Origin of the sequence: Tepidiforma flava (assembly GCF_027594505.1) — a bacterium.
Classification (GTDB): Bacteria; Chloroflexota; Dehalococcoidia; order Tepidiformales; family Tepidiformaceae; genus Tepidiforma; species Tepidiforma flava.
This window is the reverse complement of the sequence record NZ_CP115149.1, coordinates 621,663-643,105: the sequence shown is the minus strand read 5'-3', so window position 1 is coordinate 643,105 and position 21,443 is coordinate 621,663. Positions and strand designations below refer to the sequence as shown.

At 72.6% G+C, this 21,443-nt stretch carries 24 protein-coding genes; 18 read left to right on the top strand and 6 right to left on the bottom strand.

Annotated features, from left to right (window positions below; all coding sequences use genetic code 11):
• The first annotated feature begins 32 nt into the window (after positions 1-32).
• Positions 33-1,214, top strand: a complete 1,182-nt coding sequence (gene dinB, locus O0235_RS04050) for a DNA polymerase IV (protein ID WP_270057256.1) — start codon at positions 33-35, stop codon at positions 1,212-1,214.
• A gap of 49 nt (positions 1,215-1,263) precedes the next feature.
• Positions 1,264-1,929, top strand: coding sequence for a MerR family transcriptional regulator (locus tag O0235_RS04045; RefSeq protein ID WP_270057255.1), 666 nt, complete (start codon positions 1,264-1,266; stop codon positions 1,927-1,929).
• A 54-nt stretch (positions 1,930-1,983) separates the two neighbouring features.
• Here the strand turns inward: O0235_RS04045 and O0235_RS04040 are convergent, their stop codons facing one another.
• Entirely contained in the window at positions 1,984-3,084 is a 1,101-nt protein-coding gene (locus O0235_RS04040) for a hypothetical protein (protein WP_270057254.1), read from the bottom strand.
• 253 nt (positions 3,085-3,337) lie between these two features.
• On the opposite strand from O0235_RS04040, the gene rplI reads away from it, so the two are divergent.
• The 5 genes from rplI to O0235_RS04015 all read left to right on the top strand — a co-directional run bounded on the left by rplI (position 3,338) and on the right by O0235_RS04015 (position 7,917).
• The gene (rplI, locus tag O0235_RS04035) at positions 3,338-3,847 is read left to right on the top strand and encodes a 50S ribosomal protein L9 (RefSeq protein WP_270057253.1); all 510 of its coding nucleotides are present in this window, start codon (positions 3,338-3,340) and stop codon (positions 3,845-3,847) included.
• Between the two features lie 81 nt (positions 3,848-3,928).
• Entirely contained in the window at positions 3,929-5,323 is a 1,395-nt protein-coding gene (gene dnaB / locus O0235_RS04030; RefSeq protein ID WP_270057252.1) for a replicative DNA helicase, read from the top strand.
• Entirely contained in the window at positions 5,307-6,035 is a 729-nt protein-coding gene (locus O0235_RS04025; RefSeq protein WP_270057251.1) for a DnaD domain-containing protein, read from the top strand. Before dnaB ends, O0235_RS04025 begins: the two co-directional genes overlap by 17 nt.
• Positions 5,950-7,353: an ATP-binding protein gene (locus O0235_RS04020; protein WP_270057250.1), complete on the top strand. Its 1,404-nt coding sequence runs from the start codon at positions 5,950-5,952 to the stop codon at positions 7,351-7,353. The genes O0235_RS04025 and O0235_RS04020 overlap by 86 nt, the downstream gene beginning before the upstream one ends.
• Before the next feature lie 24 nt (positions 7,354-7,377).
• Complete coding sequence (locus O0235_RS04015) at positions 7,378-7,917, top strand: DUF4352 domain-containing protein (RefSeq protein WP_270057249.1); 540 nt, start codon at positions 7,378-7,380, stop codon at positions 7,915-7,917.
• Here O0235_RS04015 and O0235_RS04010 read toward each other — a convergent pair.
• From O0235_RS04010 to moaD, 3 genes are read right to left on the bottom strand one after another with little or no spacing between them, the layout of a single operon-like run.
• Complete coding sequence (locus O0235_RS04010) at positions 7,904-8,449, bottom strand: NUDIX hydrolase (protein WP_270057248.1); 546 nt, start codon at positions 8,447-8,449, stop codon at positions 7,904-7,906. The two genes, O0235_RS04015 and O0235_RS04010, sit on opposite strands and share 14 nt — an antisense overlap.
• On the bottom strand, positions 8,446-8,898 hold the full coding sequence (locus tag O0235_RS04005; protein ID WP_270057247.1) for a molybdenum cofactor biosynthesis protein MoaE: 453 nt from the start codon (positions 8,896-8,898) through the stop codon (positions 8,446-8,448). The genes O0235_RS04010 and O0235_RS04005 overlap by 4 nt, the downstream gene beginning before the upstream one ends.
• A 2-nt stretch (positions 8,899-8,900) precedes the next feature.
• On the bottom strand, positions 8,901-9,149 hold the full coding sequence (gene moaD / locus O0235_RS04000; protein ID WP_270057246.1) for a molybdopterin converting factor subunit 1: 249 nt from the start codon (positions 9,147-9,149) through the stop codon (positions 8,901-8,903).
• A gap of 50 nt (positions 9,150-9,199) precedes the next feature.
• Here moaD and O0235_RS03995 point away from each other — a divergent pair, with 50 nt between their 5' ends.
• The 9 genes from O0235_RS03995 to O0235_RS03955 all read left to right on the top strand — a co-directional run bounded on the left by O0235_RS03995 (position 9,200) and on the right by O0235_RS03955 (position 17,393).
• Entirely contained in the window at positions 9,200-9,910 is a 711-nt protein-coding gene (locus O0235_RS03995; RefSeq protein WP_270057245.1) for a ComF family protein, read from the top strand.
• Positions 9,911-10,058: 148 nt separating this feature from the next.
• Positions 10,059-11,048: an AAA family ATPase gene (locus O0235_RS03990; protein WP_270057244.1), complete on the top strand. Its 990-nt coding sequence runs from the start codon at positions 10,059-10,061 to the stop codon at positions 11,046-11,048.
• Between the two features lie 25 nt (positions 11,049-11,073).
• Positions 11,074-12,015 carry a DUF58 domain-containing protein gene (locus O0235_RS03985; RefSeq protein WP_270057243.1) on the top strand — a complete coding sequence of 314 codons (942 nt, stop codon included), beginning with the start codon at positions 11,074-11,076 and terminating at the stop codon, positions 12,013-12,015.
• Entirely contained in the window at positions 12,012-12,929 is a 918-nt protein-coding gene (locus O0235_RS03980; protein ID WP_270057242.1) for a hypothetical protein, read from the top strand. Before O0235_RS03985 ends, O0235_RS03980 begins: the two co-directional genes overlap by 4 nt.
• A complete protein-coding gene (locus O0235_RS03975) occupies positions 12,926-13,873 on the top strand; it encodes a VWA domain-containing protein (RefSeq protein WP_270057241.1) in 948 nt (315 codons plus the stop codon). Before O0235_RS03980 ends, O0235_RS03975 begins: the two co-directional genes overlap by 4 nt.
• Entirely contained in the window at positions 13,870-15,714 is a 1,845-nt protein-coding gene (locus O0235_RS03970; RefSeq protein WP_270057240.1) for a VWA domain-containing protein, read from the top strand. Before O0235_RS03975 ends, O0235_RS03970 begins: the two co-directional genes overlap by 4 nt.
• Positions 15,715-15,783: 69 nt before the next feature.
• Complete coding sequence (locus tag O0235_RS03965) at positions 15,784-16,239, top strand: GerMN domain-containing protein (protein WP_270057239.1); 456 nt, start codon at positions 15,784-15,786, stop codon at positions 16,237-16,239.
• A gap of 35 nt (positions 16,240-16,274) precedes the next feature.
• Entirely contained in the window at positions 16,275-16,520 is a 246-nt protein-coding gene (locus O0235_RS03960) for an Lrp/AsnC ligand binding domain-containing protein (RefSeq protein WP_270057238.1), read from the top strand.
• Positions 16,521-16,523: 3 nt separating this feature from the next.
• Positions 16,524-17,393, top strand: coding sequence for a cytochrome c oxidase assembly protein (locus O0235_RS03955; protein WP_270057237.1), 870 nt, complete (start codon positions 16,524-16,526; stop codon positions 17,391-17,393).
• Positions 17,394-17,405: 12 nt separating this feature from the next.
• Here O0235_RS03955 and O0235_RS03950 read toward each other — a convergent pair whose 3' ends face one another.
• The gene (locus O0235_RS03950; protein WP_270057236.1) at positions 17,406-17,906 is read right to left on the bottom strand and encodes a YajQ family cyclic di-GMP-binding protein; all 501 of its coding nucleotides are present in this window, start codon (positions 17,904-17,906) and stop codon (positions 17,406-17,408) included.
• Between the two features lie 124 nt (positions 17,907-18,030).
• Here O0235_RS03950 and O0235_RS03945 point away from each other — a divergent pair, with 124 nt between their 5' ends.
• Both O0235_RS03945 and O0235_RS03940 read left to right on the top strand, forming a co-directional pair.
• Positions 18,031-19,695: an acyl-CoA mutase large subunit family protein gene (locus O0235_RS03945; protein ID WP_270057235.1), complete on the top strand. Its 1,665-nt coding sequence runs from the start codon at positions 18,031-18,033 to the stop codon at positions 19,693-19,695.
• A gap of 12 nt (positions 19,696-19,707) precedes the next feature.
• Complete coding sequence (locus O0235_RS03940; protein WP_270057234.1) at positions 19,708-20,871, top strand: pyridoxal phosphate-dependent aminotransferase; 1,164 nt, start codon at positions 19,708-19,710, stop codon at positions 20,869-20,871.
• Positions 20,872-20,877: 6 nt separating this feature from the next.
• On the opposite strand, the gene O0235_RS03935 is transcribed toward O0235_RS03940, so the two are convergent.
• Positions 20,878-21,441, bottom strand: coding sequence for a Gmad2 immunoglobulin-like domain-containing protein (locus O0235_RS03935; protein WP_270057233.1), 564 nt, complete (start codon positions 21,439-21,441; stop codon positions 20,878-20,880).
• Positions 21,442-21,443: the final 2 nt, after the last annotated feature.

Sequence of the window (21,443 nt, the reverse complement as noted above, 5' to 3'; positions counted from 1 at the left end):
GCCGGCACGCCGGCCTGCTACCATGCGAACATATGGTCGACACCGCCACGGTCCTCCACGTCGACCTCGATGCCTTCTTCGTGGCGATGGAGCTCCTCCGCCGCCCGGAGCTGCGCGGCCGGCCCGTCATCGTCGGCTACCCCGGGCCCCGCGGCGTCGTCAGCACCGCCAGCTACGAAGCCCGCCGCTTCGGCGTCCGCTCCGCCATGCCGATGGCCCGCGCCCGCGAGCTCTGCCCCGGCGCTGTCATCCTCCCGCCCGATTTCAGCTGGTACGCGCCCGCCTCGCGCGCCTTCCACGCCATCCTCCGCAGCTACTCCCCCGCCGTCGAACCGGTCAGCGTCGACGAAGCCTACATCGACGTCGCCGGCTCCGAACGGCTCTTTGGCACCCCGGCCGAAATCGGCGCGGCGATCCGGGAACGCATTCGCGCCGAGATCGGCATCACCGCCTCCGTCGGCATCGCCGTCAATCGCCTCGTCGCGAAAGTCGCCAGCGATGCCGCGAAGCCCGACGGCCTCCTCCGCGTGCCGCCCGGCGAGGAAGCCGCCTTCCTCGCGCCCCGGCCGGTCCGCGACCTCCCCGGCGTCGGCCGCCGCACCGCCGACGTGCTCGCCGGGCTCGGCATCGCGACCATCGGCGAGCTCGCCGCGGTGCCCGAATCCGTCCTCGAAGCGAAGTTCGGCCGCCATGGCGCCGACCTCCGTCGCCGCGCCCTCGGCATCGCGCCCGGCGGCGTCGCCTCCGCTCTCCCCGGCCGCCGGTCCATCTCCCGCGAACACACCTTCGACCGCGACGAACGCTCCGCGGAGCGCCTCCGCGCCGTGCTGCTCAGCCAGGCCGAGCGCGTCGCCGATGACCTCGCCCGGCAGCAGCGCGCCGCCCGCACCGTCGTCCTCAAGCTCCGGTTCCCGCCCTTCGAAACCATCACCCGGTCGGCCACGCCCGGCCGCCAGCTGCTCTTCGCCGACGAGCTGTACGACACTGCCGCCGGCCTCTTCGAGGCCGCATGGGAGGAGCACGGCCGCCGGCCGGTCCGCCTCATCGGCCTCGGTGCGGCCGGCCTCACCGAGCGCGCGCGCCAGCTCGCCCTTGGCGAAACCCCCGCGCCCGGCGCACTCCACGATGCCGTCCTCGCCCTCCGCGAACGGTACGGCGATGCCGTCATCCGCCGCGCGGCCGAACTCCCGGGTCCCCCTGCCGATGCGCCCTGACCGGGCGGCGTTGACAGCTGCCGCCGTTCGGCGAAAGAATTGGCACGCTTTGGAGAAGTTTGGCGACCAGCCCCCGGATCTCGACCTGCCCGGCCAGCGCTGGGTCACCCTCGGCGCGGCCAGCAAGCTCCTCGGCGTCAGCGAATCGACCATCCGCCGCTGGGCCGATGCCGGCGAAATCCGTTCCTACCGCACGAGCGGCGGCCACCGCCGCATCCTCGCAGAAGACCTGAAGCACATCGTCGCCAGCGTCAGCCCCGCCGCAGCCGCCCGGAACGCGAGCCGCATCAGCGACCTCGCCACCGCCCGGGTCCGGCGCCGCCTTCACCCGCGCGGCCGCGCCGCCCAGGCCGCCCCCGCCTTCGACCAGCTCAGCCCGGAGGCCATCGAGCGGCTCCGCCTCCTCGGCCGGCAGGTCGTCGACCTCTTCTCGCGCATCATCGCCGGCGAAGCCCGCCGCGACCGCGCCGTCGAGGACGCCCGCTCCATCGGCCGCGAATACGGCCGCACCCTCGTCGCCGAGCACGTCAGCCTCACGACCGCCGTCGCCACCTTCAACGCGCTCCGCCGCTCGCTCGAGGAAACCGCCGCCCAGATCGCCACCGAAGCCGGCCTCTCCGCCGAAGAAGCGGTCGACGCCATCGAGAACGTCCTCTCCCTCGCCGACGTCATGCTCGAGGGCATGGCCTCCGTCTACGAATCCCACACCCCCTGACCCCCACTCCCAACCTCCCACCTCCCACCTCCCAACTCCCAACTCTCTCCTCCCTCACCTCCCTTCCCACGCGGCGTCGTTCAGCGCCATCAGGCCGCCCGAGACCAGCGAGTGCCCCCCGAGGATGACCGGCACCGGGGCCTCCAGCGCCGCCTTCGTAAACCGCCGCAATTCCGGTTCCTCCACCAGCTCCCAGGCGCCCAGGTCGCTCTGGAACCGGTCTTCCCGCGACGGCGCAATCCCGAGGTGCGCCTCGATCACCCGCGTGTCGATGATGACCGCATCGCCCAGCTCCGCCATCCGCTGGAAGAACCGCTCCGCCCCGACCTCCTCCAGCAGGAACCCGAGCGCGCTGCGCGGCCGGTGCCCCTCAGGGGCGGTTGCCAGCCCCCGCTCCTCACTGAACAGCCGCACCCGGCAGGCCGTCTCCCGCTCCAGGTACTGCCAGGCCTGGCTCCCCACCCGGCCCGCCACCACCAGCTCCGCCGCCCGGTCGCACAGCACCGGCATCACCGACCGCAGCCGCTCCGTCAGCGCGCGCACCGGCTCCGCGGCCGCCCGCAGGCCCGGCGGCACGCCCGGCGCCAGCCCGAGGATGGCCAGGTCCGTCGGCGTATCGAGGTCGAACTGCGTCGCCGTCGTCCGCGGCAGGATGACCGGCGCCAGCCCGGCCTCGTCGCGCAGCATCCGCGGCAGCAGGTTGTCCCGGGGCAGCTCCCGAATCGCCGCGAAGGCCGACCCCGGCGTCCAGCCCGTCAGGTCCGCCGAAAAGAAGTTGTTCGTCACGAACCGCGCGTCCCGCGCCTGCAGCTGTTCCACCACCAGCGCGAACTCATCCGTCCCGAGGAGCGGCACCGAGCCCGACCCCATCACCGCCGGCCGCTCTAGCCCGTACCGCTCGATGAGCCGCGCCAGCCGCTCCCGGTAGGCGAACCGTTCGCCCGGCCGGTCTTCGTCGATGAGCACGCCCGCCGGCAGCGGCGCGAACGCGCCCGGGTCGTCCGTCGCGATGATCACGGCTTCGAACCCCGCTGCCAGCGCTGCCTCCGCCGAGTTCCGCGCCGCCGCGACGCGCGCCCGCGCCATCACCCGCTCGGCCGGGCCCTCCCCCGTGCCCCCGTGGAAGATCACCAGCACCGGCTGCGCGTAGCCCATCCCCGGAAGCGTAGAACCGGCCCGCCTTCCCCGCGACCCTCCCGCTCGGCGGCATTTCGCGACAGCACCTGTCGCTCCCGGGCGCTATCCATAACGGCAGGCGAACGTGAACGCTCCGTCAAAACCCTGCAGACCTGACCATAATCGCTGGAAGCGATATCCTGACCTCTCTACCCTGCCCCCGGGATCGTCCCGGGCGGGTTCCACACCCCGCCAGGTCCCGCCGGGCCATCCCGCACCACCAGAGGTCAGCATGAAAGTCGTCTTTTTCGAAGACGTCGAAGGCACCGCCCACGTCGGCGAAGTCAAAGAAGTGAAGAACGGGTTCGCCCGCAATTACCTCCTGCCGCGCGGCATCGCCGGGCCCACGACGAAGGAGAACCTCCAGCGCGCCAACGCCCTCGCCCAGCGCGAAGCGCGCCGGCAGGAGAAGCTCGACGCCGAGGCCCGCACCGTCGCCGCCAAGCTCGAAAACCTCACCGTCACCATCGAAGCCCGCGTCGGCGAAACCGGCCGCCTCTTCGGCTCCGTCACCAACCGCGACATCGCGGCCGCCATCCAGTCGGCCGCCGGCGTCGAGCTCGAGCACCAGCAGGTGCTCCTCCCCGAGCCGATCCGCGAGCTCGGCCAGCGCACCGTCGAAATCAAGTTCACCCGCAACGTCAGCGCCGAGGTGACCGTCGACGTCGTGCCCGATGCGGCCTCGAAGCCCGTCGCCGAAAAGCTTGCTGCCGCCCAGGCCGAGGCCGCGGCGGCTGATTAACCTGCTCGAAAGGAGGGCCGCAGGGACCGGAACCGCTCCCCCGCCGCGCGCTTCCCGCGCACCCGCGTCCCTCCTCATTCCATGACCCTCGCACCCCTCGAACGTCTCCCCCCGCACGACATCGAGGCCGAGGAGGCCGTCGTCGCCTCCCTCATGGTCGACCCCGACGCCATGCTCGCGGTCGTCAACATCCTCAAGCCCTCCGATTTCTTCCGCGAAGTCCACGGCTGGATCTACGAGGCCTGCCTCGACCTCTGGAGCCGCGACGAAGTCATCAACCAGATCACCGTCGCCCACGAGCTCGCCACCAAAGACCGGCTCGCCGCCGTCGGCGGGCAGACCTACCTCGCCGAGATCATCCGCCGCCTCCCCACGTCCATCGGCGTCGAGTTCTACGCCCGCATCGTCAAGCGCGACGCCACCTACCGCGGCCTCATCCATGCCGCCGCCGCCATCATGCAGATGGCCTACGAGGCGCCGGCCGACATCGAAGCCGTCTTCTCCCGCGCCGAATCGCTCATCCAGCGCCTCCGCGGCGGCGAATCCTTCCGCGATTTCGTCCACATCCGGCAGGTCCTCGATGCCTACCTCGAGCAGGACCCCGCCGAGATCGAACGCCTCCAGCTCTCCGCCATCCGCACCGGCTTCACCGACCTCGATACCCTCCTCGCCGGCTTCAAGCGCTCCGACCTCGTCATCATCGGCGCCCGCCCGAGCGTCGGGAAATCCAGCTTCGCCCTCGGCATCGCCCGCAACGCCGCCATCCTCCAGAAAGCCAACGTCGCCGTCTTCTCCCTCGAAATGTCCGCCGAGCAGCTCGCCGTCCGGCTCCTCAGCGCCGAGGCCGGCGTCGAAGCCAACCGCCTCCGCCTCGGCCAAAACACCGAGTTCGAAGAGCGCAAAGTCATCGATGCCGCCGCCCGCCTCTCCGAGGCCAACATCTGGTTCGATGACTCCCCGTTCCTCACCGTCGCCGAGCTCCGCGCCCGCGCCCGCCGCCTCGCCGGGCAGGCCGGCGGCCTCGACCTCATCGTCATCGACTACCTCCAGCTGATGCACGGCGACGGAACCGGCTCCCGCGAAAACCGCGTGCAGGAGATTTCCTACATCTCCCGCACCCTCAAGAGCCTCGCCCGCGAGCTCGACGTCCCCATCGTCGCCCTCGCCCAGCTCTCCCGAGCCATCGAAAACCGCCACCCCCGCATCCCGATGCTCTCGGACCTCCGCGATTCCGGCTCCATCGAACAGGACGCCGACATCGTCATGTTCCTCAGCCGCGAAGAGATGTACGTCACCCCCGAGCAGTGGGCCCAGCAGCACCCCGACCTCCCCGAATCCGCCTACCCCAAGGGCGTCGCGCAGGTCATCGTCGCCAAGAACCGCCACGGCCCCATCGGCACCGTCGAACTCCGCTTCCGCGAACGCTTCGCCCGCTTCGAAGACTGGGTGCTCCGGACCGATGACGTCGCCAGCTGACCGCGCCGCGTTCGACGGCTTCCCCGGCATCGGCAAAGCGACCGCCATCCCCAACCTCTTCTTCACGGCGGTCCTGCCGAAGCTGACCGCCCCCGGCGACCTCCTCGCCTTCCTCTGGGCCGCCCGGCTCGTGCAGGAGCTCCCCGCCGAGCCGCGCTGCGTCACCGCCGAGGCCATCTGGGAGCACGAGCCCGCCCGCCTCAGCTTCGAAACCCTCGCCGGCGGCCGCGCCGGCCTCGAGGCGGGCCTCCACCGCTGCCTCCAGCTCCGCGCCCTGCTCGCCCTCGAAGCCCGCACCGCCGCCGGCGCCGAGACCTTTTACTTCGTCAACAACCCCGCTTCCCGGCGCGCCATCGCCCGCGCCCGCGCCGGCCGCCTCGAACTCACGCCCGGCGCCGCGATCGCGCCGCTCCGCGCGCCCGAAGAGCGCCCCGGCATCTTCCGCCTCTACGAAGAGCACATCGGCACCATCACCCCGCTCATCGCCGAAAAGCTCGCCGAGGCCGAATCCGTCTACCCGCCCGAATGGATCGAAGCGGCCTTCCGCGAGGCCGCCGAACTGAACGTCCGCAACTGGCGCTATATCCAGCGCATGCTCGAGAACTGGGCACTGGAGGGCCGCCCCGATGAAACGCCTGGACGAGATGCTCTCGAAGATGCGAAACGCCGCTACCTCGGAGGCTCCCTCGGGCACATCGCCCGCTACCGCTGACGACCCGGACGAGGCCGCGGCCTGCCCCATCTGCCGCGGCGCCGGCTTCGTCCGCCGCCCCTACCCCGTCGACCACCCCCGCTTCGGCCGCGCCGAACCGTGCGAGTGCGTCCTCCGCGAGCGCGAAGACCAGCGCCGCGAACGCCTCACCCGCCTCAGCAACATCGGCGCCCTCGCCCGCTTCACCTTCGCCTCCCTCGACCCCGCCGGCCGCGGCGGCCGCGACCCCGCCTTCGCCGAAGCCATCGCTGCCGCCCGCGCCTACGCCGACGACCCGCGCGGCTGGCTCGTCCTCACCGGCCCTTCCGGCAGCGGCAAGACCCACCTCGCCGCCGCCCTCGCCAACCGCCGCATCGAACTCGGCCACCCCGTCCTCTTCATGGTCGTCGCCGACCTCCTCGACCACCTCCGCGCCGGCTACGACACCGACGACGACGACCTCGCCTTCGACCGCGTCTTCGACCAGGTCCGCAACGCCCCGCTCCTCATCCTCGACGACCTCGACGGCGCCTCGGGCACGGCGTGGGCCCGCGAGAAGCTCCTCCAGGTCCTCAACCACCGCTTCAATCTCGCCCTCCCCACGGTCATCACCCTCGCCGCGCCGCCCGCCTCTCTTGACCCGCGGCTCGCCACCCGTCTGCTCGACCCCGCCCTCGCCCGCGTCGTCACCCTCGGCCGCGCCGGCGATGCCGCCTACCGCGAAGTCGGCGGCATGTCCCGCGACCGGCTCGCGGCGTTCCAGTTCTCCGCCTTCGAAACCCGCGTCCCCGGCCTCCGCGACGAGGAGCGCATCTCCCTCGAAGCCGCCTTCGAGGCAGCCCGCCGCTACGCCGACGACCCGCAGGGCTGGCTCGTCTTCGTCGGGCCCAACGGCTGCGGCAAGACCCACCTCGCCGGGGCCATCGCCAACCGCGCCCTCGAGCGCGGCCGCTCCGTCTTCTTCGCCGTCGTCCCCGACCTCCTCGACCACCTCCGCGCCTCCTACATGCCCGGCCGCGAACTCCCCTACGACGAACTCTTCGACCGCGTTCGCACCGCCGACCTCCTCGTCCTCGACGATTTCGGCGCGCAGGCGGCCACCCCGTGGGCGCAGGAAAAGCTCTACCAGGTCGTCAACTACCGCCACGTCAGCGGCCTCCCGACGGTCGTCACCAGCGACCGCTCCCTCGAGGAGCTGCAGGCCGCGAATCCCCGCATCGTCGCCCGCATCGCCGACCCGCGCGCCGGCGCCGTCGTCGCCATCATCGCGCCCCATTACCACCTCGGCCGGGCCGCCGCCGGGCCGTCCCCGGCCCGTTCCCCGCGCCGCCCGCGTTAGGCGGCCGCCCGCTACGATGCGCCCGTGAGGTGGTCCCGCGCCCTGCTCATCCTCGCCGGGGGCATCCTGCTCTTCCTCGCCGGCGTCCTTACCTTCGCCGAGCGCGAGGGCGAGCGGGTCGGCGTCACCACGCCCCCGGTCGCCGATGCCGGCAATCCCCGCGCCCCGCTCGGCGCCAGCCCCGCGCCGGCCTCCAGCCCCGTCGCCGGCCGCTCGGCCGAGATGGACGGCGTCCGCTACACCATCATCGACATCGCCGACCCTGAGCCGCCCGGGAACTTCCCGGTGAAGGCCGGCCACCGCCGCATCGGCATCCTCCTCCAAGTCGAGGGCCTCCAGCCCCGCGCCAGCTACAACTTCGCGCTCCTCCGCCTCCGCGGCAGCGACGGCCAGCTCTATGCCTGGGCCCTCTCCAACCAGGAGCCGGCGCTCCGCCAGGGCGTCCTCGAGCCCGGCCAGGCCGTCGAGGGCTGGGTCGCCTACGACCTGCCCCCCGGCGTCCGCCCGGCAGCGCTCGAATACGGCCGCGGCGTCAGCACCGCGCCCCTGCTCAGCCTCGATTGACGTCGTTCAGGCCGAGCAGCCCCCGCTGGTTCGCCCACGCCCGCAGCGCCGCTTCCGTGCTGTCGAATGCCAGCTCCTCCCACGGGATCTCCCCCGGGGCGAACCAGCGCACCTCGCTCGTCTCGTGGCCCGGCGCCCCTTCCCCCAGCGCGCGCCCCTCGTAGACGATGACCACGATTCCCGGCCCCGTCCGCGTGAACACCCCGACCAGCCGCAGGTCCGCCACCTCCAGCTGCGCCTCCTCCAGCGTCTCCCGGATGGCTGCTTCCTCCGCCGTCTCGCCGAGGTCCATGTAGCCGCCCGGGAAGACCCACGTCCCGGCCCGCGGCTCGATCGTCCGCCGCACCAGCAGCAGCTCGCCGCTCTCCCGCACCGGGATGACGCCGGCGACCGGCCGCGGGTTCAGGTAGTGGATGAACCCGCAATCGAGGCACACCATCCGCCGCTTCGTGTCCCCCTCCGGGACCGCCGTCGTGAGCCGCTGCCCGCAGTGCATGCAGTAGCGGCTGAACGCGTGCGGGTGGCTGCTCATCGCTGCATGCTCGCCGGCGCCTGCTGCATCCCCAGCGATTCCGGCCCTTCGATCCACTCCTCCCCGTCCTCCCAGACTTCCTTCTTCCACACCGGCACCCGCTTCTTCACTTCGTTCACCACCCAGAGCCCCGCCTCGTACGACTCCCGCCGGTGGCCGCAGCTCACCGCCACCACGAGGCTCGTCTCCCCAATCTCCAGCCGCCCCGTCCGGTGCAGGATGGCGCAATCCTCCAGCCCGAACCGCGCCTTCGCCTCCTCCGCGATCGCCCGCATCTCCTTCTCCGCCATCGAGGGGTACGCGTCATACACGAGGTGCGAGACCGCGCGCCCGAGGTTGGTGTTCCGCACCACGCCGAGGAACACGTTGATGGCCCCCGCCGCGGGCGACGCGACCGCCCGCGCCCCCTCGTCCGCCGAAATCGGCGCCTCCGTCACCCGGATCAGCATCGCTACCCTCCCGAGACCGGCGGGATCAGCGCGAGCGTGCTCCCCGGCCGAACCGGCGCGTCCTCCCGCGCGTACTCCTCGTCCAGCGCATACATCAGCGTCGGCACGGCCGGCGCCAGCTGCGGGAACTGCGCCACCACCCGGTCCCGCACCTCGCCCACGGTCGCGCCCTCCTCCAGCGGCAGCTCCAGCCGCCGCGTCCCCGCGCGCTCCGCGAGCGAGGCGAACAGCAGCACCGTGACCGTACCCATCGCTCCCATTGTAGCCCCGCCCGTCCCCGCGGGTTGCTATCCTCCCCGGCGTGCGCCCCCGGCAGCTCATCGCCCGCGCCGCCGACCTCCTCTTCCCGCTCCGCTGCGCCGGCTGCGGCGCGTTCGATACGCCGCTCTGCGCCCGCTGCGGCGCGGACCTCGTGCCCGCGACCGGCCCCGGCCGCTGCGGCTTCTGTTCGGCCGCATGGGACGGCGAGGGCTTCTGCCCCCGCTGCTTCGGCTGGCGCGAACTCGCCGGCGTCCGCGCCGTGTACGAGCACACCGGCGCCGCCCGCGCCCTCGTCCACCGGCTGAAATACGAGCGCTACCGCGCCCTCGCCCCGCTGATGGCGAACCGCCTCGCCGCGGCCGCCGCCGCGCTCCCCGTCGATGGCTGGGTCGCCGTGCCGCTCCACCGCCGCCGCGAGCGCGAGCGCGGCTTCAACCAGGCCGAGCTGCTCCTCCGGCGCGCCGGCCTCCCGCCGGCGCCCGCCCGCCTCCGCCGCCTGCGCCACACCGGCAGCCAGGTGCGCCGCACCGCCGCCGAGCGCGCCGCCGCCCTCGCCGGGGCCTTCGCCTGCGACGGGCCGCCGCTCGACGGCCTCCGCATCGGCATCATCGACGACGTCATCACTTCCGGCGCCACCGTCCGCGAGTGCGCCCGCGCCCTCCGCGACCGCGGCGCCCGCGAAGTTTGGGCCTTCAGCTTCACCCGCGCCAGCCTCGACCTCGCCCGGCCCGACTCCCCCATCGACCACTGACCCCCGCCTCCCGGTTCCCGCCTCCCGCCTCCCGGTTCCCGCTTCCCGCTTCCCGCTTCTCCGTTCCCGGTTCCCGTCTCCCCCGGTTCCCCCGGCTTTACCTCTCCGGCGCCTACAATACGGGCACCTCATTGCCCCGGAGCCACCCGTGCCGCCCGGCGCCTCCGCCCTCTCTCCCTCCGCCGCCCTCGCCTCCGACACCCTCGCGCGCGTCCGCGCCGAAGTCCACCGCGTCATCGTCGGCCAGGACCGCCTCATCGACCGCCTCCTCATCGGCCTGCTCTGCAGCGGCCACATCCTCGTCGAAGGCGTGCCCGGCCTCGCCAAGTCGCTCACCGTCTCCACCCTCGCCCGCGCGCTCGACCTCCACGCCGTCCGCATCCAGTTCACGCCCGACCTGCTCCCGGCCGACCTCATCGGCACCGAAATCTTCAACGCCCGGGATGGCCAGTTCTCCATCCGCAAGGGCCCCATCTTCGCGAACTTCGTCCTCGCCGACGAAATCAACCGCGCCCCGGCTAAGGTCCAGTCCGCGCTCCTCGAAGCGATGCAGGAGCGCCAGGTCACCATCGGCGGCCAGACGTTCCCCCTCGATGACCCGTTCCTCGTCATCGCGACCCAGAACCCCATCGAGCAGGAAGGAACCTACCCCCTGCCCGAAGCCCAGCTCGACCGCTTCCTCCTCAAAGTCCGCGTCGACTACCCCTCCCGCGCCGAGGAGCGCCAGGTGCTCGAAATGAGCCTCGCCCCCTCGCCGCCGGCGGTTAGCGTCGTCGCCTCCCGCCAGGCCATCCTCGATGCCCGCGCCGCCGTCCACGAAGTCGCCCTCGACGACGCCATCCGCGACTACATCACGCAGCTCGTCGCCGCCACCCGCCGCCCTGCCGCCTACCGCATGCCCGACCTCCAGCCGCTCGTTGCCTTCGGCGCATCACCCCGCGCGTCCATCGCGCTTGCCCTCGCCGCCCGCGCGCACGCCTTCCTCGAGGGCCGCGGCTACACCATGCCAGCTGACGTGAAGGCCGTCGCCCACGAGGCCCTCCGCCACCGCATCATCACCACCTACGAAGCCGACGCCCGCGAGCTGACCGCCGACGACCTCATCGACCGCATCCTCGAAGGGGTCGACGTCCCCTGACGCCGCCCGCGCCCGGAGCTGCCTGATGCGTCTCCGTCTCCCGCGCCTGCTCCGCCGCCCCGCTCCTCCTCCGCCGGCCGGCCCCGCCGACGGCCTCACGCCCGAACTGCTCGCCCGCGTCCGCGCCATCGAACTCCGCGCGCGCCGCCTCGTCAACACCCTCTTCCTCGGCGAATACCACGCCGTCTTCCGCGCCCGCGGCATCGAATTCGACGAACTCCGGCCCTACGTCCCCGGCGACGACGTCCGCGCCCTCGACTGGAACGCCTACGCCCGCACCGGCGAGCCGTTCATCCGCCGCTACCGCGAAGACCGCGACCTCACCGTCATCTTCGCCGTCGATTGCTCCGGCTCCCAGTTCGCCGGCGCCGGCCCCGAGCCCAAAGCCGCCCTCGCCGCCGAGATCGCCGCCGTGCTCGCGCTCGCTGCCATCCGCAACGGCGACCGCGTCGGCCTCCTCCTCTTCTCCGGCGAGCCCCAGCGCTACGTCCGCCCCCGCAGCGGCGCCACCCACGTCCTTCGCGTCATCCGCGAAATCCTCCGCGCGCGGCCTGCCGCCCCCGGCACCGATATCGCCGCCGCGCTCCAGTATCTCGTCGGCGTCCAGCACCGCCGCGCCACCGTCTTCCTCATCTCCGATTTCCTCGAACCGCTCGATGCCGCCCGCCTGAGGGCCGCTGCCAGCCGCCACGACCTCATCGCCGTCACCGTCCGCGACCCGGTCGACGAAGCGCTGCCCGCGGCCGGCATCGTCACGCTCGCCGACGCCGAAACGGGGGCCGCCGTCGAAGTCGATACGTCCGACCCCGCGGTGCGCGCGGCCTACGCCCGGCGCGTCGCCGCCCTCGACGCCGCCCGCGCAACCCTGTTCGGCCAGCTCGGCCTCGACGAAATCCGCGCTGACGTCGGCGCCGACTACGTCCCCGCCCTGCTCCGCTTCTTCCGCCGCCGGGGCGCCGCCGCATGAGCCGACGCGTCTTCCTCTCGGCAGCGCTCCTCGCAGCCGCAGCGCTCGGTGCGGGCGCAGCCGGCGCGCAGCAGCCCCCCGCCGTCGAGGTCACCGTCGAACCCTCCAGCGCCCGCATCGGCGACCACCTCCGGCTCACCGTCCGCCTCGTCCTCCCCGATGGTCAGCAGCCCGAGTTCGCACCCGGCACCGCCGGCTGGGGCGCCGTCGAACCCGTCCGCCTCGAGGCCCCCCGTCAGCTCAGCAGCGCCGGCGGCGAAACCGCGTGGCTCCTCGAGGCGACGGTGGCGCCCTTCGCCCTCGGCGACATCGCCTTCAGCCCCACCATCGCCGTGACCGCCGGTCCCGACGTGCAGCCGATCGAGCCGGCGCCGGTGCCCCTCCGTGTCCTCCCGACCCTCCTCCCCGATGCCCCGCTCGAGCTGAGCCCGCTCGCGCCGCCCGTCGCCATCGCGGGCGCAGAATCGCCGCTCCTCCGCCCGGCTATCGCCGCGGGCGCCGCCTTCGCGCTCGGGCTGTTCGCCGCGCTCGCCATCCTCCTCGTCCGCCGCGTTGGCCGCCGCGCGCCTGCCCCCGGCCCGGCCGCGCCGCCCCCGCCGGCGGAGCCGGCTCTCGAAGGGCTCCTCCTCGCCGAGTCCGCCATCGAGACCGACCCCGTCGCAGCCTACCGCGCCCTCGCCGCCACCGTCCGCGCCGAGCTGACGCGCCGCTTCGGCATCCCCGCGACCGCCCTCACCGCCGCCGAACTGCGCGCCCGCCTCGAAGCCTCCGGCGCCGACCGCTGGGTCGCCCGCCTCGCCGGCGGCCTGCTCGAAGAGTGCGACGCCGTCGTCTACGCCGGCTACCGGCCGGCGCCGGAGCGCCGCAGGGCCGACCTCGCCATGGCCTACGAACTGGTGGGCGAAGCGGGATGACCGGCATCGACTTCGCCACGCCCGGAGCCCTCGCCCTCGCGCTCCTCGCGCTGCCGCTCCTGTTCGTCCTCCGCACCCGCCGCCGCGCCGCCATCCCCGTCAGCTCGGCTGCCGCCCTGTCCGGGGCCCGGCCCGGCCCCCGCCTCCGCCTCGCGCGGGCGCTCCCGGCGCTCCGCGTCCTCGCCGTCGTCCTCCTCGCCGTCGCTGTCGCCGGCCCCCGCCGCGGCGACGCCCGCACCATCGTCCCCGGCGAAGGCGTCGATATCGTCCTCTCCCTCGACCTCTCCAGTTCGATGCTCCAGACCTTCGGCGATTCCACCCGCCTCGCCGTCACCAAAGAGGTCGTCCGCGAGTTCATTCGCACCCGCGAGAACGACCGCGTCGGCCTCGTCGTCTTCCAGCAGGACGCCCTCGCCCTCTCGCCGCCCTCCACCGACTACGCGGCCCTCGACCGCATGGTTGCCGACCTCGATTCGGGCCTCCTGCCCGACGGCACCGGCATCGGCGTCGGCCTCGCTGCCGCCCTCACGATGCTCCAGGAATCCACCGCCGCCTCCCGGGTCGTCATCCTCCTCACCGACGGCGAGCACAACGCCCCCTCCATCCGCCCCGAGGCCGCCGCCGCCCTCGCCGCCGCGCTCAACATCCGCGTCTACACGATCGGTGTCGTCAGCGAATCCCCGCTCGAGCGCGGCCGCGAAATCGACGAGCGCCTCCTCCGCGCCATCGCCGACCAGACCGGCGGGCGCTACTTCGTCGCCAGCAACCCCGGCCAGCTCCAGGACGTCTACGACGAAATCTCCTCCCTCGAGCGCTCCCGCATCACCCGCGACGCCTTCGACGACTACGACTACTTCTCGCCGTGGTTCGCGGGCGCCGCCGCGGCCCTGCTCGCCCTCGAGCTCGCCCTCGGCGGCACCGTCCTCCGGAGGAGCCCGGGATGAGCGGCCTCTCCTTCGCCCACCCGTGGGTCCTCGTGCTGCTCGCCATCCCGGCCGCAGCCGCGCTCGCCTGGGCCCTGGGCGTCGTCCGCGGCCGCCGGGCCGCCCGCCGCCTCTCCCGCATCCTGCCCGGGCCGCCCTCCCTGTTCGCCGCGGGCTGCTACACGGCCGCCGCCGCGCTCGCCATCGCCGCGGCTGCCCAGCCGCGCTGGGGCACCCGCGTTTCCCAGGTGCCCCGCACCGGCGCCGACCTCGTCATCGTGATGGACATCTCCCGCAGCATGGACGTCCCCGACGTCGAGCCGTCGCGCATCGCCGCCGCGAAGGCCGCCGCCATCCGCTCCATCGACCGCCTCGCCGGCGACCGCGTCGGCCTCGTCGTCTTCGCCGGCAGCGCGCGCATCCGCTTCCCGCTCACGACCGACACCGCCGCCGCCGCCCGCGTCATCGAAGGCCTCGAGACCGGCGTCGTCCTCGTCGAAGGCGGCACCGACGTCGCCCGCGGCCTCGAACTCGCCCTCGAACTCCTCGCCGGCGACGATTCCGCCGGCAGCCTCATCCTGCTCATCACCGACGGCGACAACCTCGGCGGCGACGTCGCCGCCGTTGCGCAGCAGGTCCGCCAGTCGGGCGCCGAGCTGCTCATCGCCGGGGCCGGCACCCCGGAAGGCGGCATCGTCCCGGCAGTCGACCCGCTGACCGGCCGCACCGGGCGCCGGCTCGATGCCGCCGGCCAGCCGATCACCTCCCGGCTCGACGAAAGCTTCCTCCGCGCCCTCGCCGCCGCCAGCGGCGGCCGCTACCTCGGGAGCGACCTCAGCGTCGTCCCCGGCGTCGTCGAAGGCCGGGTCCGCGCCCTCGAACGCGCCCGCCTCGATGAACGCACCACCACGCTGCCGGTCGAACGCTTCCAGTGGTTCGCCGGCGCCGCGCTCGCGCTCCTCGTGCTCGGCACGGCCTGGGAGCGCATCCGCCCCCGCCGCCCCGCGGTGCTGCTGCCGGCCGCCCTCCTCGCGCTCCTCCTCGGCGGCTGCGCCACCCCCGCCTACCAGGCGAACGAACGCGGCCGCGAGGCCCTCGCCGCCGGCGACGCCGACGCCGCCATCGACGCCTTCCTCGAAGCCCAGGTCGCCCGGCCGAACGACCCGGACGTCACGCTCAACCTCGCCGCCGCCTACCACGCCGCTGGCCGCTACGAGGACGCCATCCGCGCCGCCCGGCGCGCCCTCGAATCGAATGACCCCGACATCCGCCGGCGCGCGTTCGCCAGCATCGGCCACCACCAGTTCGAAGCCGGCCGCCTGCAGGAGGCGCTCTCCGCCTTCCGCGACGCCCTCATCATCGACCCGTCCGACGACGCCTCGCGCCACGACTTCGAAGTCGTCCTGCGCCTCCTCTATCCGCCGCCGCCCGAGACGCCGACGCCGTCCCCCTCCCCTTCGCCATCGCCCGGCGCCTCCCCATCGCCTGGCCAGGACGGCGAGGGCACCCCCGGCGCCGGGCAGGGGACGCCCGCCCCGGGCGACGGCACGCCGGCCCCCGGCCAGGGGACGCCCGCGCCCGGCCAGGGCGGCCAGACCCCGGTGCCCGGCGCCTCACCGGCCGGCACCCCGGGCGCCACCGGCACGCCCGTCCCCGGGCAGGGCGGCCAGCCCGGCCCCACCATCGCCCAGCTCAACCGCCAGATCGAGGCCATCGACCGGCAGGTCCAGCAGCTCCTCCTCGAAGCCGGCGAGCAGCCCACGCCCGCCCAGGCGCTCCGCATCCTCGAACTCCTCGCCGAGCGCAGCCGCCTCGCCCAGCTCCGCGATGCGCTCGCCGGCAGCCCCGGCACCGACTACTGACCTTCGGCCGTCCGGCCCTGCCCCGCCCGGCCGATGACCGGCGGCGATGCCCTTCCGCATCCTGCTGGCATGCGCGCCGCGCTCCCCGTCGCCGCCGTCCTCCTGCTCGCCGTGCCGCTTGCGGCCGCCGCATGCGGCGGCGATGAGGAACCGGCTCCCGTCGAGGTCTCGCTCGTCTACCCCGTCGCCGAGATGACCGGCTTCCGCCCCGTCCGGCGCACGCTCCCGGCCGGCGCCGACCCCCTGCCGGCCGCCCTCGAGCTCCTCATCGCCGGCCCGACCGCCGAAGAGCGCGCCGCCGCCGGCGTAGTCAGCCCCTTCCCGCCGGGCACGCGGCTGCTCGGCGTCTCCCGGGAGGGCGCTGCGGTCACCGTCGACCTCTCCGCCGAAGTGCTCGGGTACGGCGGCGGCTCCGCGGCGGTCCTCGCCATCGAAGGCGCCATCGGCCGCACCGTCAGCGCCATCGTCCCCGGCGCCGAAACCGTCATCCTCGTCGAAGGCCAGCCCGGCCGCCTCCAGCCCTGACACCCGCGCCGCCCGCCGTGCCGTACACTCCATCCATGCGCGCCGTTTTCGTGATGATCAAAACCGAGCCCGGCCACACCACCGACGTCGCCAACCGCGTCGCCGAGGTCCCCGCCTTCTCCGAGTGCTACAGCATCACCGGCCAGTACGACCTCCTCGCCAAGCTCTACGTCGACGACATCGACAGCATCGGCCGGGTCATCGAGCGCGACATCCAGTCCATCCCGCACGTCCGCGAAACGTTCACCATCCTCACCTTCGAGGCCTTCGGGGTGCGCTGACCCGTGACCGTCGCCGGCTGGACGCTCGACCCGTTCTGGCTCCCCCTCCTCGCCGCCGCGGCGCTGCTCTACGCCCGCGCCTGGCGGGCCGCTGGCGGCCGCCACCCGGCATGGCGCCTCGGCTGTTTCGCGGCCGGGCTCGTCATCGTCGCCGCCGCCACGGTCACCCCGCTCGAATCCCTCGGCAACCGCGTCCTCTGGGTCAACTTCACCGGCTTCCTCGCGCTCACCATGGCCGCGCCGCCGCTCCTCCTCCTCGGCGCGCCGCTCACCCTCGCTTTCCGCGCCGCGGGCCCGGCCGGCCGCCGCCACCTCCGCCGCGCCGTCCGCAGCCGCCTCGTGAAGGCGCTGACGTTCCCGGTCTTCACCTGGCTCCTGTTCGCCGTCGTGACCTACCTCTGGCAGTTCACCCGGCTCACCGACCTCGCCGCGACGAACTGGCTCCTCCGCGACCTCCAGCTCGCCACGCTGCTCGTCACCGGCCTCCTCTTCTGGCTGCCCGCCCTCGCCATCGACCCGGTCGGCTGGCGGCTGCCGTACCCGCTGCGCGCCCTCTACGTCTTCGTCGAAATGACCCACAAGGCGCTCTTCGGCGGCATGTTCCTCAGCATGAACACCGCCATGCACGCCGGCTTCGCCGAGCGCGCCCCGGCCTGGGCGCCCGAGCCCATCGCCGACCAGCGCATCGCCATCATGATCCTCTGGCTCGCCGGCAACCTGCTCTTCGTCGCCGCCCTCGCCAGCATCATCGTCGGCTGGATCCGCTACGAAGCCCGCAACCAGCGCCGCATCGACCGCCGCCTCGCCCTCCAGCGCGAAGCCGAGCGCCGCCGCCGCGCCGCCCTCGAGCAGGTCTTCCACCGCCCCATCTGAGGCGCCCGCCCCTCAGCGGTAGTTGCCGAACTTCAGCTCGATCCCCCAGTCCTGCGCCTTCACGTCCCGGATCACCTGCTGCAGCTCGTCCCGGCTCGGCGAACTCACCCGCACCGCGTCGCCCTGCACCTGCGCCTGCGCCTTCTTGTACTTCTGGTCCCTGATGAACTTCACGATCTTCCGCGCAATCTCCGGCTCGATGCCCTGGACGATCGTCACCTCCTGCCGCAGCGTCCCGCCGGAGGCCTTCTGCGGCGTTCCGCGCACGAGGTTCTTCAGCGGCACGTTCCGCGCCACCATCCGCTGCGCCACCACCTGCCACATCGCCTCGAGCTTGTAGTCGTCCTGCGCATGCAGCACGAACCGCGTCGTCCCGTGGTCGTAATCGATTTCCGCCACGACCCCCTTGAAGTCGAACCGGTTCGCAATCTCCTTCCGCGCCTGGTTGATGGCGTTCGCCACCTCCATCAGGTCCGCGCCCGTCGTGATGTCGAAACTCTCGTCCTTCGCCATGCCCAAGAGCGTAGCCCGCAGCCCGCCCGAAACGCATCCCGGAGGTCTCCCACCCCCGCCGCCGGCTCGTGTACAGTTACCGTTGGCCGCCCGGCCAAACCTTCGCCCCTACCGGAGTCCTCCCATGCAGATCGACCCCGACCGCGCCCGCCAGCTCCGCGCCGAGTACGACGACGCCGTCCTCCGCGAAGGCAAAGAACTCGCCGGGCCCTTCATGACCGTCTCCGGACGGCCGATCAACCGCGTCTACGACCCGACCGACACCGCCGACCTCGACTACGAGCGCGATATCAACCTCCCCGGCCACTACCCCTTCACCCGCGGCATCCACCGCACCGGCTACCGGGGCAAGCCCTGGACGATCCGCATGTTCAGCGGCTTCGGCTCCGTCGAAGAAACGAACCAGCGGTACAAAGACCTCCTCGCCGCCGGCAACAACGGCCTCTCCATCGCCTTCGATATGCCCACCCTCATGGGCTACGACCACGACGACCCCTGGGCCGAGGGCGAATTCGGCGCCTGCGGCGTCGCCGTCGACCACCTCGGCGATATGGAGCTCCTCCTCGAGGGCATCCCCCTCGACAAAATCACCACCTCCATGACCATCAACAGCCCGGCGCCCGTCGTCTGGGCCCTTTTCATCGCCGCCGCCGAAAAGCGCGGCATCCCCCGCGCAAAGCTCGCCGGCACCCTCCAGAACGACATCCTCAAGGAGTACATCGCCCAGAACGAGTTCATCTACCCGCCGGCCGAATCGATGCGTCTCGTCACCGACACCATCGAGTTCGCATCGAAGGAAATGCCGCTCTGGAACCCCATCTCCGTCTCCGGCTACCACATCCGCGAGGCCGGCGCGACCGCCGCGCAGGAGCTCGCCTTCACCCTCGCCGACGGCATCGAATACGTAAAGTGGGCCCTCGCCCGCGGCCTTGATATCGACAGCTTCGCCCCCCGCATCTCCTTCTTCTTCAACGCGCATAACGACTTCTTCGAAGAGATTGCCAAGTACCGCGCCGCCCGCCGCATCTGGGCCCGCCAGATGCGCGAGCGCTTCGGCGCGAAGAACCCCCGCTCCTGGGTCCTCCGCTTCCACACCCAGACGGCCGGCGTCTCCCTCACCGAGCAGCAGCCCGAGGTCAACCTCATCCGCGTCGCCATCCAGGCGCTCGCCGCTGTCCTCGGCGGCACCCAGTCGCTCCACACCGACGCCATGGACGAGGCGATCGCCCTGCCCTCGGACAAGGCCGCCCGCCTCGCCGTCCGCACCCAGCAGGTCATCCTCCACGAAACCGGCGTCATCAACACCGTCGACCCCCTCGGCGGCTCCTGGTTCGTCGAACGGCTCACCGCCGACATCGAGCGCGACGCCCTGGACTACTTCGAGAAAATCGAAGCCCTCGGCGGCGTCATCCCGGCGATCGAAACCGGCTTCTTCCAGAAGGAGATCGCCGATGCCTCCGCCCGCTTCCAGCGCGAGGTCGACACCCGCGACCGCATCATCGTCGGCGTCAACGAATACATCCTCGATGAGCCCCGCGAAATCCCCATCCTCCGCATGGACCCGGAGGGCGAAAAGCGCCACCTCGCCCGCCTCAAAAAGCACCGGGCCGAGCGCGATGCCGAACGCCACGCCGCCGCCATGCGCGCCCTCGAAAACGCCAGCCGCGACCCGAAGGCGAACACCATGCCCTACATCCTCGATGCCGTGAACGCCGGCGCCACCGTCGGCGAAATCTGCGGCATGTGGCGCCGCGTCTTCGGCGAATACCGGGAGCACGTGGTGGTGTAACCTTTCCGCTCGATGCCCCGCGCCCACGTCGCACGCCGCACCAGCGTCTTCAGCGAGTCCGTCATCCGCGAGATGACCCGCCTCGCCATGCTCCACGGCGCGATGAACCTCGCCCAGGGCTACCCCGACTTCCCCGCGCCCGCCTTCATCAAGCAGGCCGCCGTCGACGCCATCAACGCCGACATCAACCAGTACGCCATCACCTGGGGTTCGCCCCGGCTCCGCCGCGCCATCGCCGACAAGGCCAGGCGCTTCTACGGCCTCGACCTCGACCCCGACCGCGAAGTCACCGTCACCTGCGGCGCCACCGAGGCGATGATGTGCGCCATGCTTGCCGTCGTCGAAGAGGGCGACGAGGTCATCGTCTTCGAACCGTTCTACGAAAACTACGTCCCCGATGCCGCGATGTCCGGCGCGAAGCTCGTCTTCGTCACCCTCCGCGGCGAAGGCTTCTCCTTCGACCCCGATGAGCTGCGCCGCGCCTTCTCCCCGCGCACGCGCGCCATCATCGTCAACACGCCGAACAACCCGAGCGGCAAAGTCTTCACCCGCACCGAACTCCAGCAGATCGCTGACCTCTGCCAGGAGTTCGACACGCTCTGCATCACCGACGAAATCTACGAGCACATCCTCTACGACCACCACGAGCACGTGCCGATGGCCACCCTGCCCGGCATGTACGAGCGCACCATCACCATCAGCGGCCTCTCCAAGACCTTCTCCGTTACCGGCTGGCGGCTCGGGTACCTCATCGCCCCGCCCCGCCTCTCCGACGCCCTGCGGAAAGTCCACGATTTCCTCACCGTCGGCGCGCCCGCTCCGCTCCAGGAAGCCGCCGCCGTCGCCATCGAACAGGCAGACAGCTACTACCCCGAACTCCGCACGATGTACGCCGACAAGCGCGCCATCCTGCTCGATGCGCTCCGCCGCGCCGGCTTCGCCTGCCACCAGCCCGAGGGCGCCTACTACATCATGGCCGACTTCTCCGCCCTCGGCTTCGACGGCGACGACACCGCCTTCGCCCATCATCTCATCCGCGACATCGGCGTCGCCCCCGTCCCCGGCTCCAGCTTCTACCGGCCCGGCAGCGGGGCGGGCAGCCGCATGATCCGCTTCACCTTCTCGAAGTCCGAAGAGACGCTGCGCGAAGCCGCCCGCCGGCTCCTCAGCCGCTGAGCCGCCTCACGGCAGCAGCACCAGCGGCACCAGCAGGATCTTCGTGTCCGATCCGTCCTTCGCGCTCTGCTGGTAGATGCGGAGGCAGCCCGGCGTCGGCGCAGTGACGGAAAACGTCAGCTGCACGCTGAACGGCGAGAGGACCTGCCCCTGCTGCGCCATGCCGACGACATGCGCCAGCTGGTTCTGCTGCGCGTCCAGCAGCTCGGCCTGGAAGGTCGCCTCGAACGCTTCCACCATCCCCGTCACCGTCAGCGGGCTCGTCACGCTCGCATTCGGGGCTGGCTGCGTCACCACCGCCACGCTCGCCGGGGCCGGGTCCGGGTTCGGCGGGCACACCCCCGTCATCTGCACCGTCGTCGGCCCCGCCGGGGCAGGACGTCCCGGGGTCGGCTGCGTCGTCGGCTGCGCTGTCGTGGGGGGCGGCTCCGTGGGCGCCGGCGCTGTTGTGGTCGGCGGCTCCCCGCCGGCGGCCGGCGGCGCAGGCCCGTCGTCCCGGTCGCTGCAGGCCGCGAAGGCAGCCCCGGCCGCGAGCAGCCCTGCCGCCGCAGCCGTCCTCAGCCATCCCATCC

Bases quoted from the DNA above. Each gene is read 5' to 3' on its own strand.
- dinB (WP_270057256.1), top strand. From the start codon at position 33: ATGGTCGACACCGCCACGGTCCTCCACGTCGACCTCGATGCCTTCTTC.
- O0235_RS04040 (WP_270057254.1), bottom strand. From the start codon at position 3,084: ATGGGCTACGCGCAGCCGGTGCTGGTGATCTTCCACGGGGGCACGGGG.
- rplI (WP_270057253.1), top strand. From the start codon at position 3,338: ATGAAAGTCGTCTTTTTCGAAGACGTCGAAGGCACCGCCCACGTCGGC.
- dnaB (WP_270057252.1), top strand. From the start codon at position 3,929: ATGACCCTCGCACCCCTCGAACGTCTCCCCCCGCACGACATCGAGGCC.
- O0235_RS04025 (WP_270057251.1), top strand. From the start codon at position 5,307: ATGACGTCGCCAGCTGACCGCGCCGCGTTCGACGGCTTCCCCGGCATC.
- O0235_RS04020 (WP_270057250.1), top strand. From the start codon at position 5,950: ATGAAACGCCTGGACGAGATGCTCTCGAAGATGCGAAACGCCGCTACC.
- O0235_RS04010 (WP_270057248.1), bottom strand. From the start codon at position 8,449: ATGAGCAGCCACCCGCACGCGTTCAGCCGCTACTGCATGCACTGCGGG.
- O0235_RS04005 (WP_270057247.1), bottom strand. From the start codon at position 8,898: ATGCTGATCCGGGTGACGGAGGCGCCGATTTCGGCGGACGAGGGGGCG.
- moaD (WP_270057246.1), bottom strand. From the start codon at position 9,149: ATGGGTACGGTCACGGTGCTGCTGTTCGCCTCGCTCGCGGAGCGCGCG.
- O0235_RS03985 (WP_270057243.1), top strand. From the start codon at position 11,074: ATGCGTCTCCGTCTCCCGCGCCTGCTCCGCCGCCCCGCTCCTCCTCCG.
- O0235_RS03980 (WP_270057242.1), top strand. From the start codon at position 12,012: ATGAGCCGACGCGTCTTCCTCTCGGCAGCGCTCCTCGCAGCCGCAGCG.
- O0235_RS03975 (WP_270057241.1), top strand. From the start codon at position 12,926: ATGACCGGCATCGACTTCGCCACGCCCGGAGCCCTCGCCCTCGCGCTC.
- O0235_RS03970 (WP_270057240.1), top strand. From the start codon at position 13,870: ATGAGCGGCCTCTCCTTCGCCCACCCGTGGGTCCTCGTGCTGCTCGCC.
- O0235_RS03965 (WP_270057239.1), top strand. From the start codon at position 15,784: ATGCGCGCCGCGCTCCCCGTCGCCGCCGTCCTCCTGCTCGCCGTGCCG.
- O0235_RS03960 (WP_270057238.1), top strand. From the start codon at position 16,275: ATGCGCGCCGTTTTCGTGATGATCAAAACCGAGCCCGGCCACACCACC.
- O0235_RS03950 (WP_270057236.1), bottom strand. From the start codon at position 17,906: ATGGCGAAGGACGAGAGTTTCGACATCACGACGGGCGCGGACCTGATG.
- O0235_RS03945 (WP_270057235.1), top strand. From the start codon at position 18,031: ATGCAGATCGACCCCGACCGCGCCCGCCAGCTCCGCGCCGAGTACGAC.
- O0235_RS03940 (WP_270057234.1), top strand. From the start codon at position 19,708: ATGCCCCGCGCCCACGTCGCACGCCGCACCAGCGTCTTCAGCGAGTCC.
- O0235_RS03935 (WP_270057233.1), bottom strand. From the start codon at position 21,441: ATGGGATGGCTGAGGACGGCTGCGGCGGCAGGGCTGCTCGCGGCCGGG.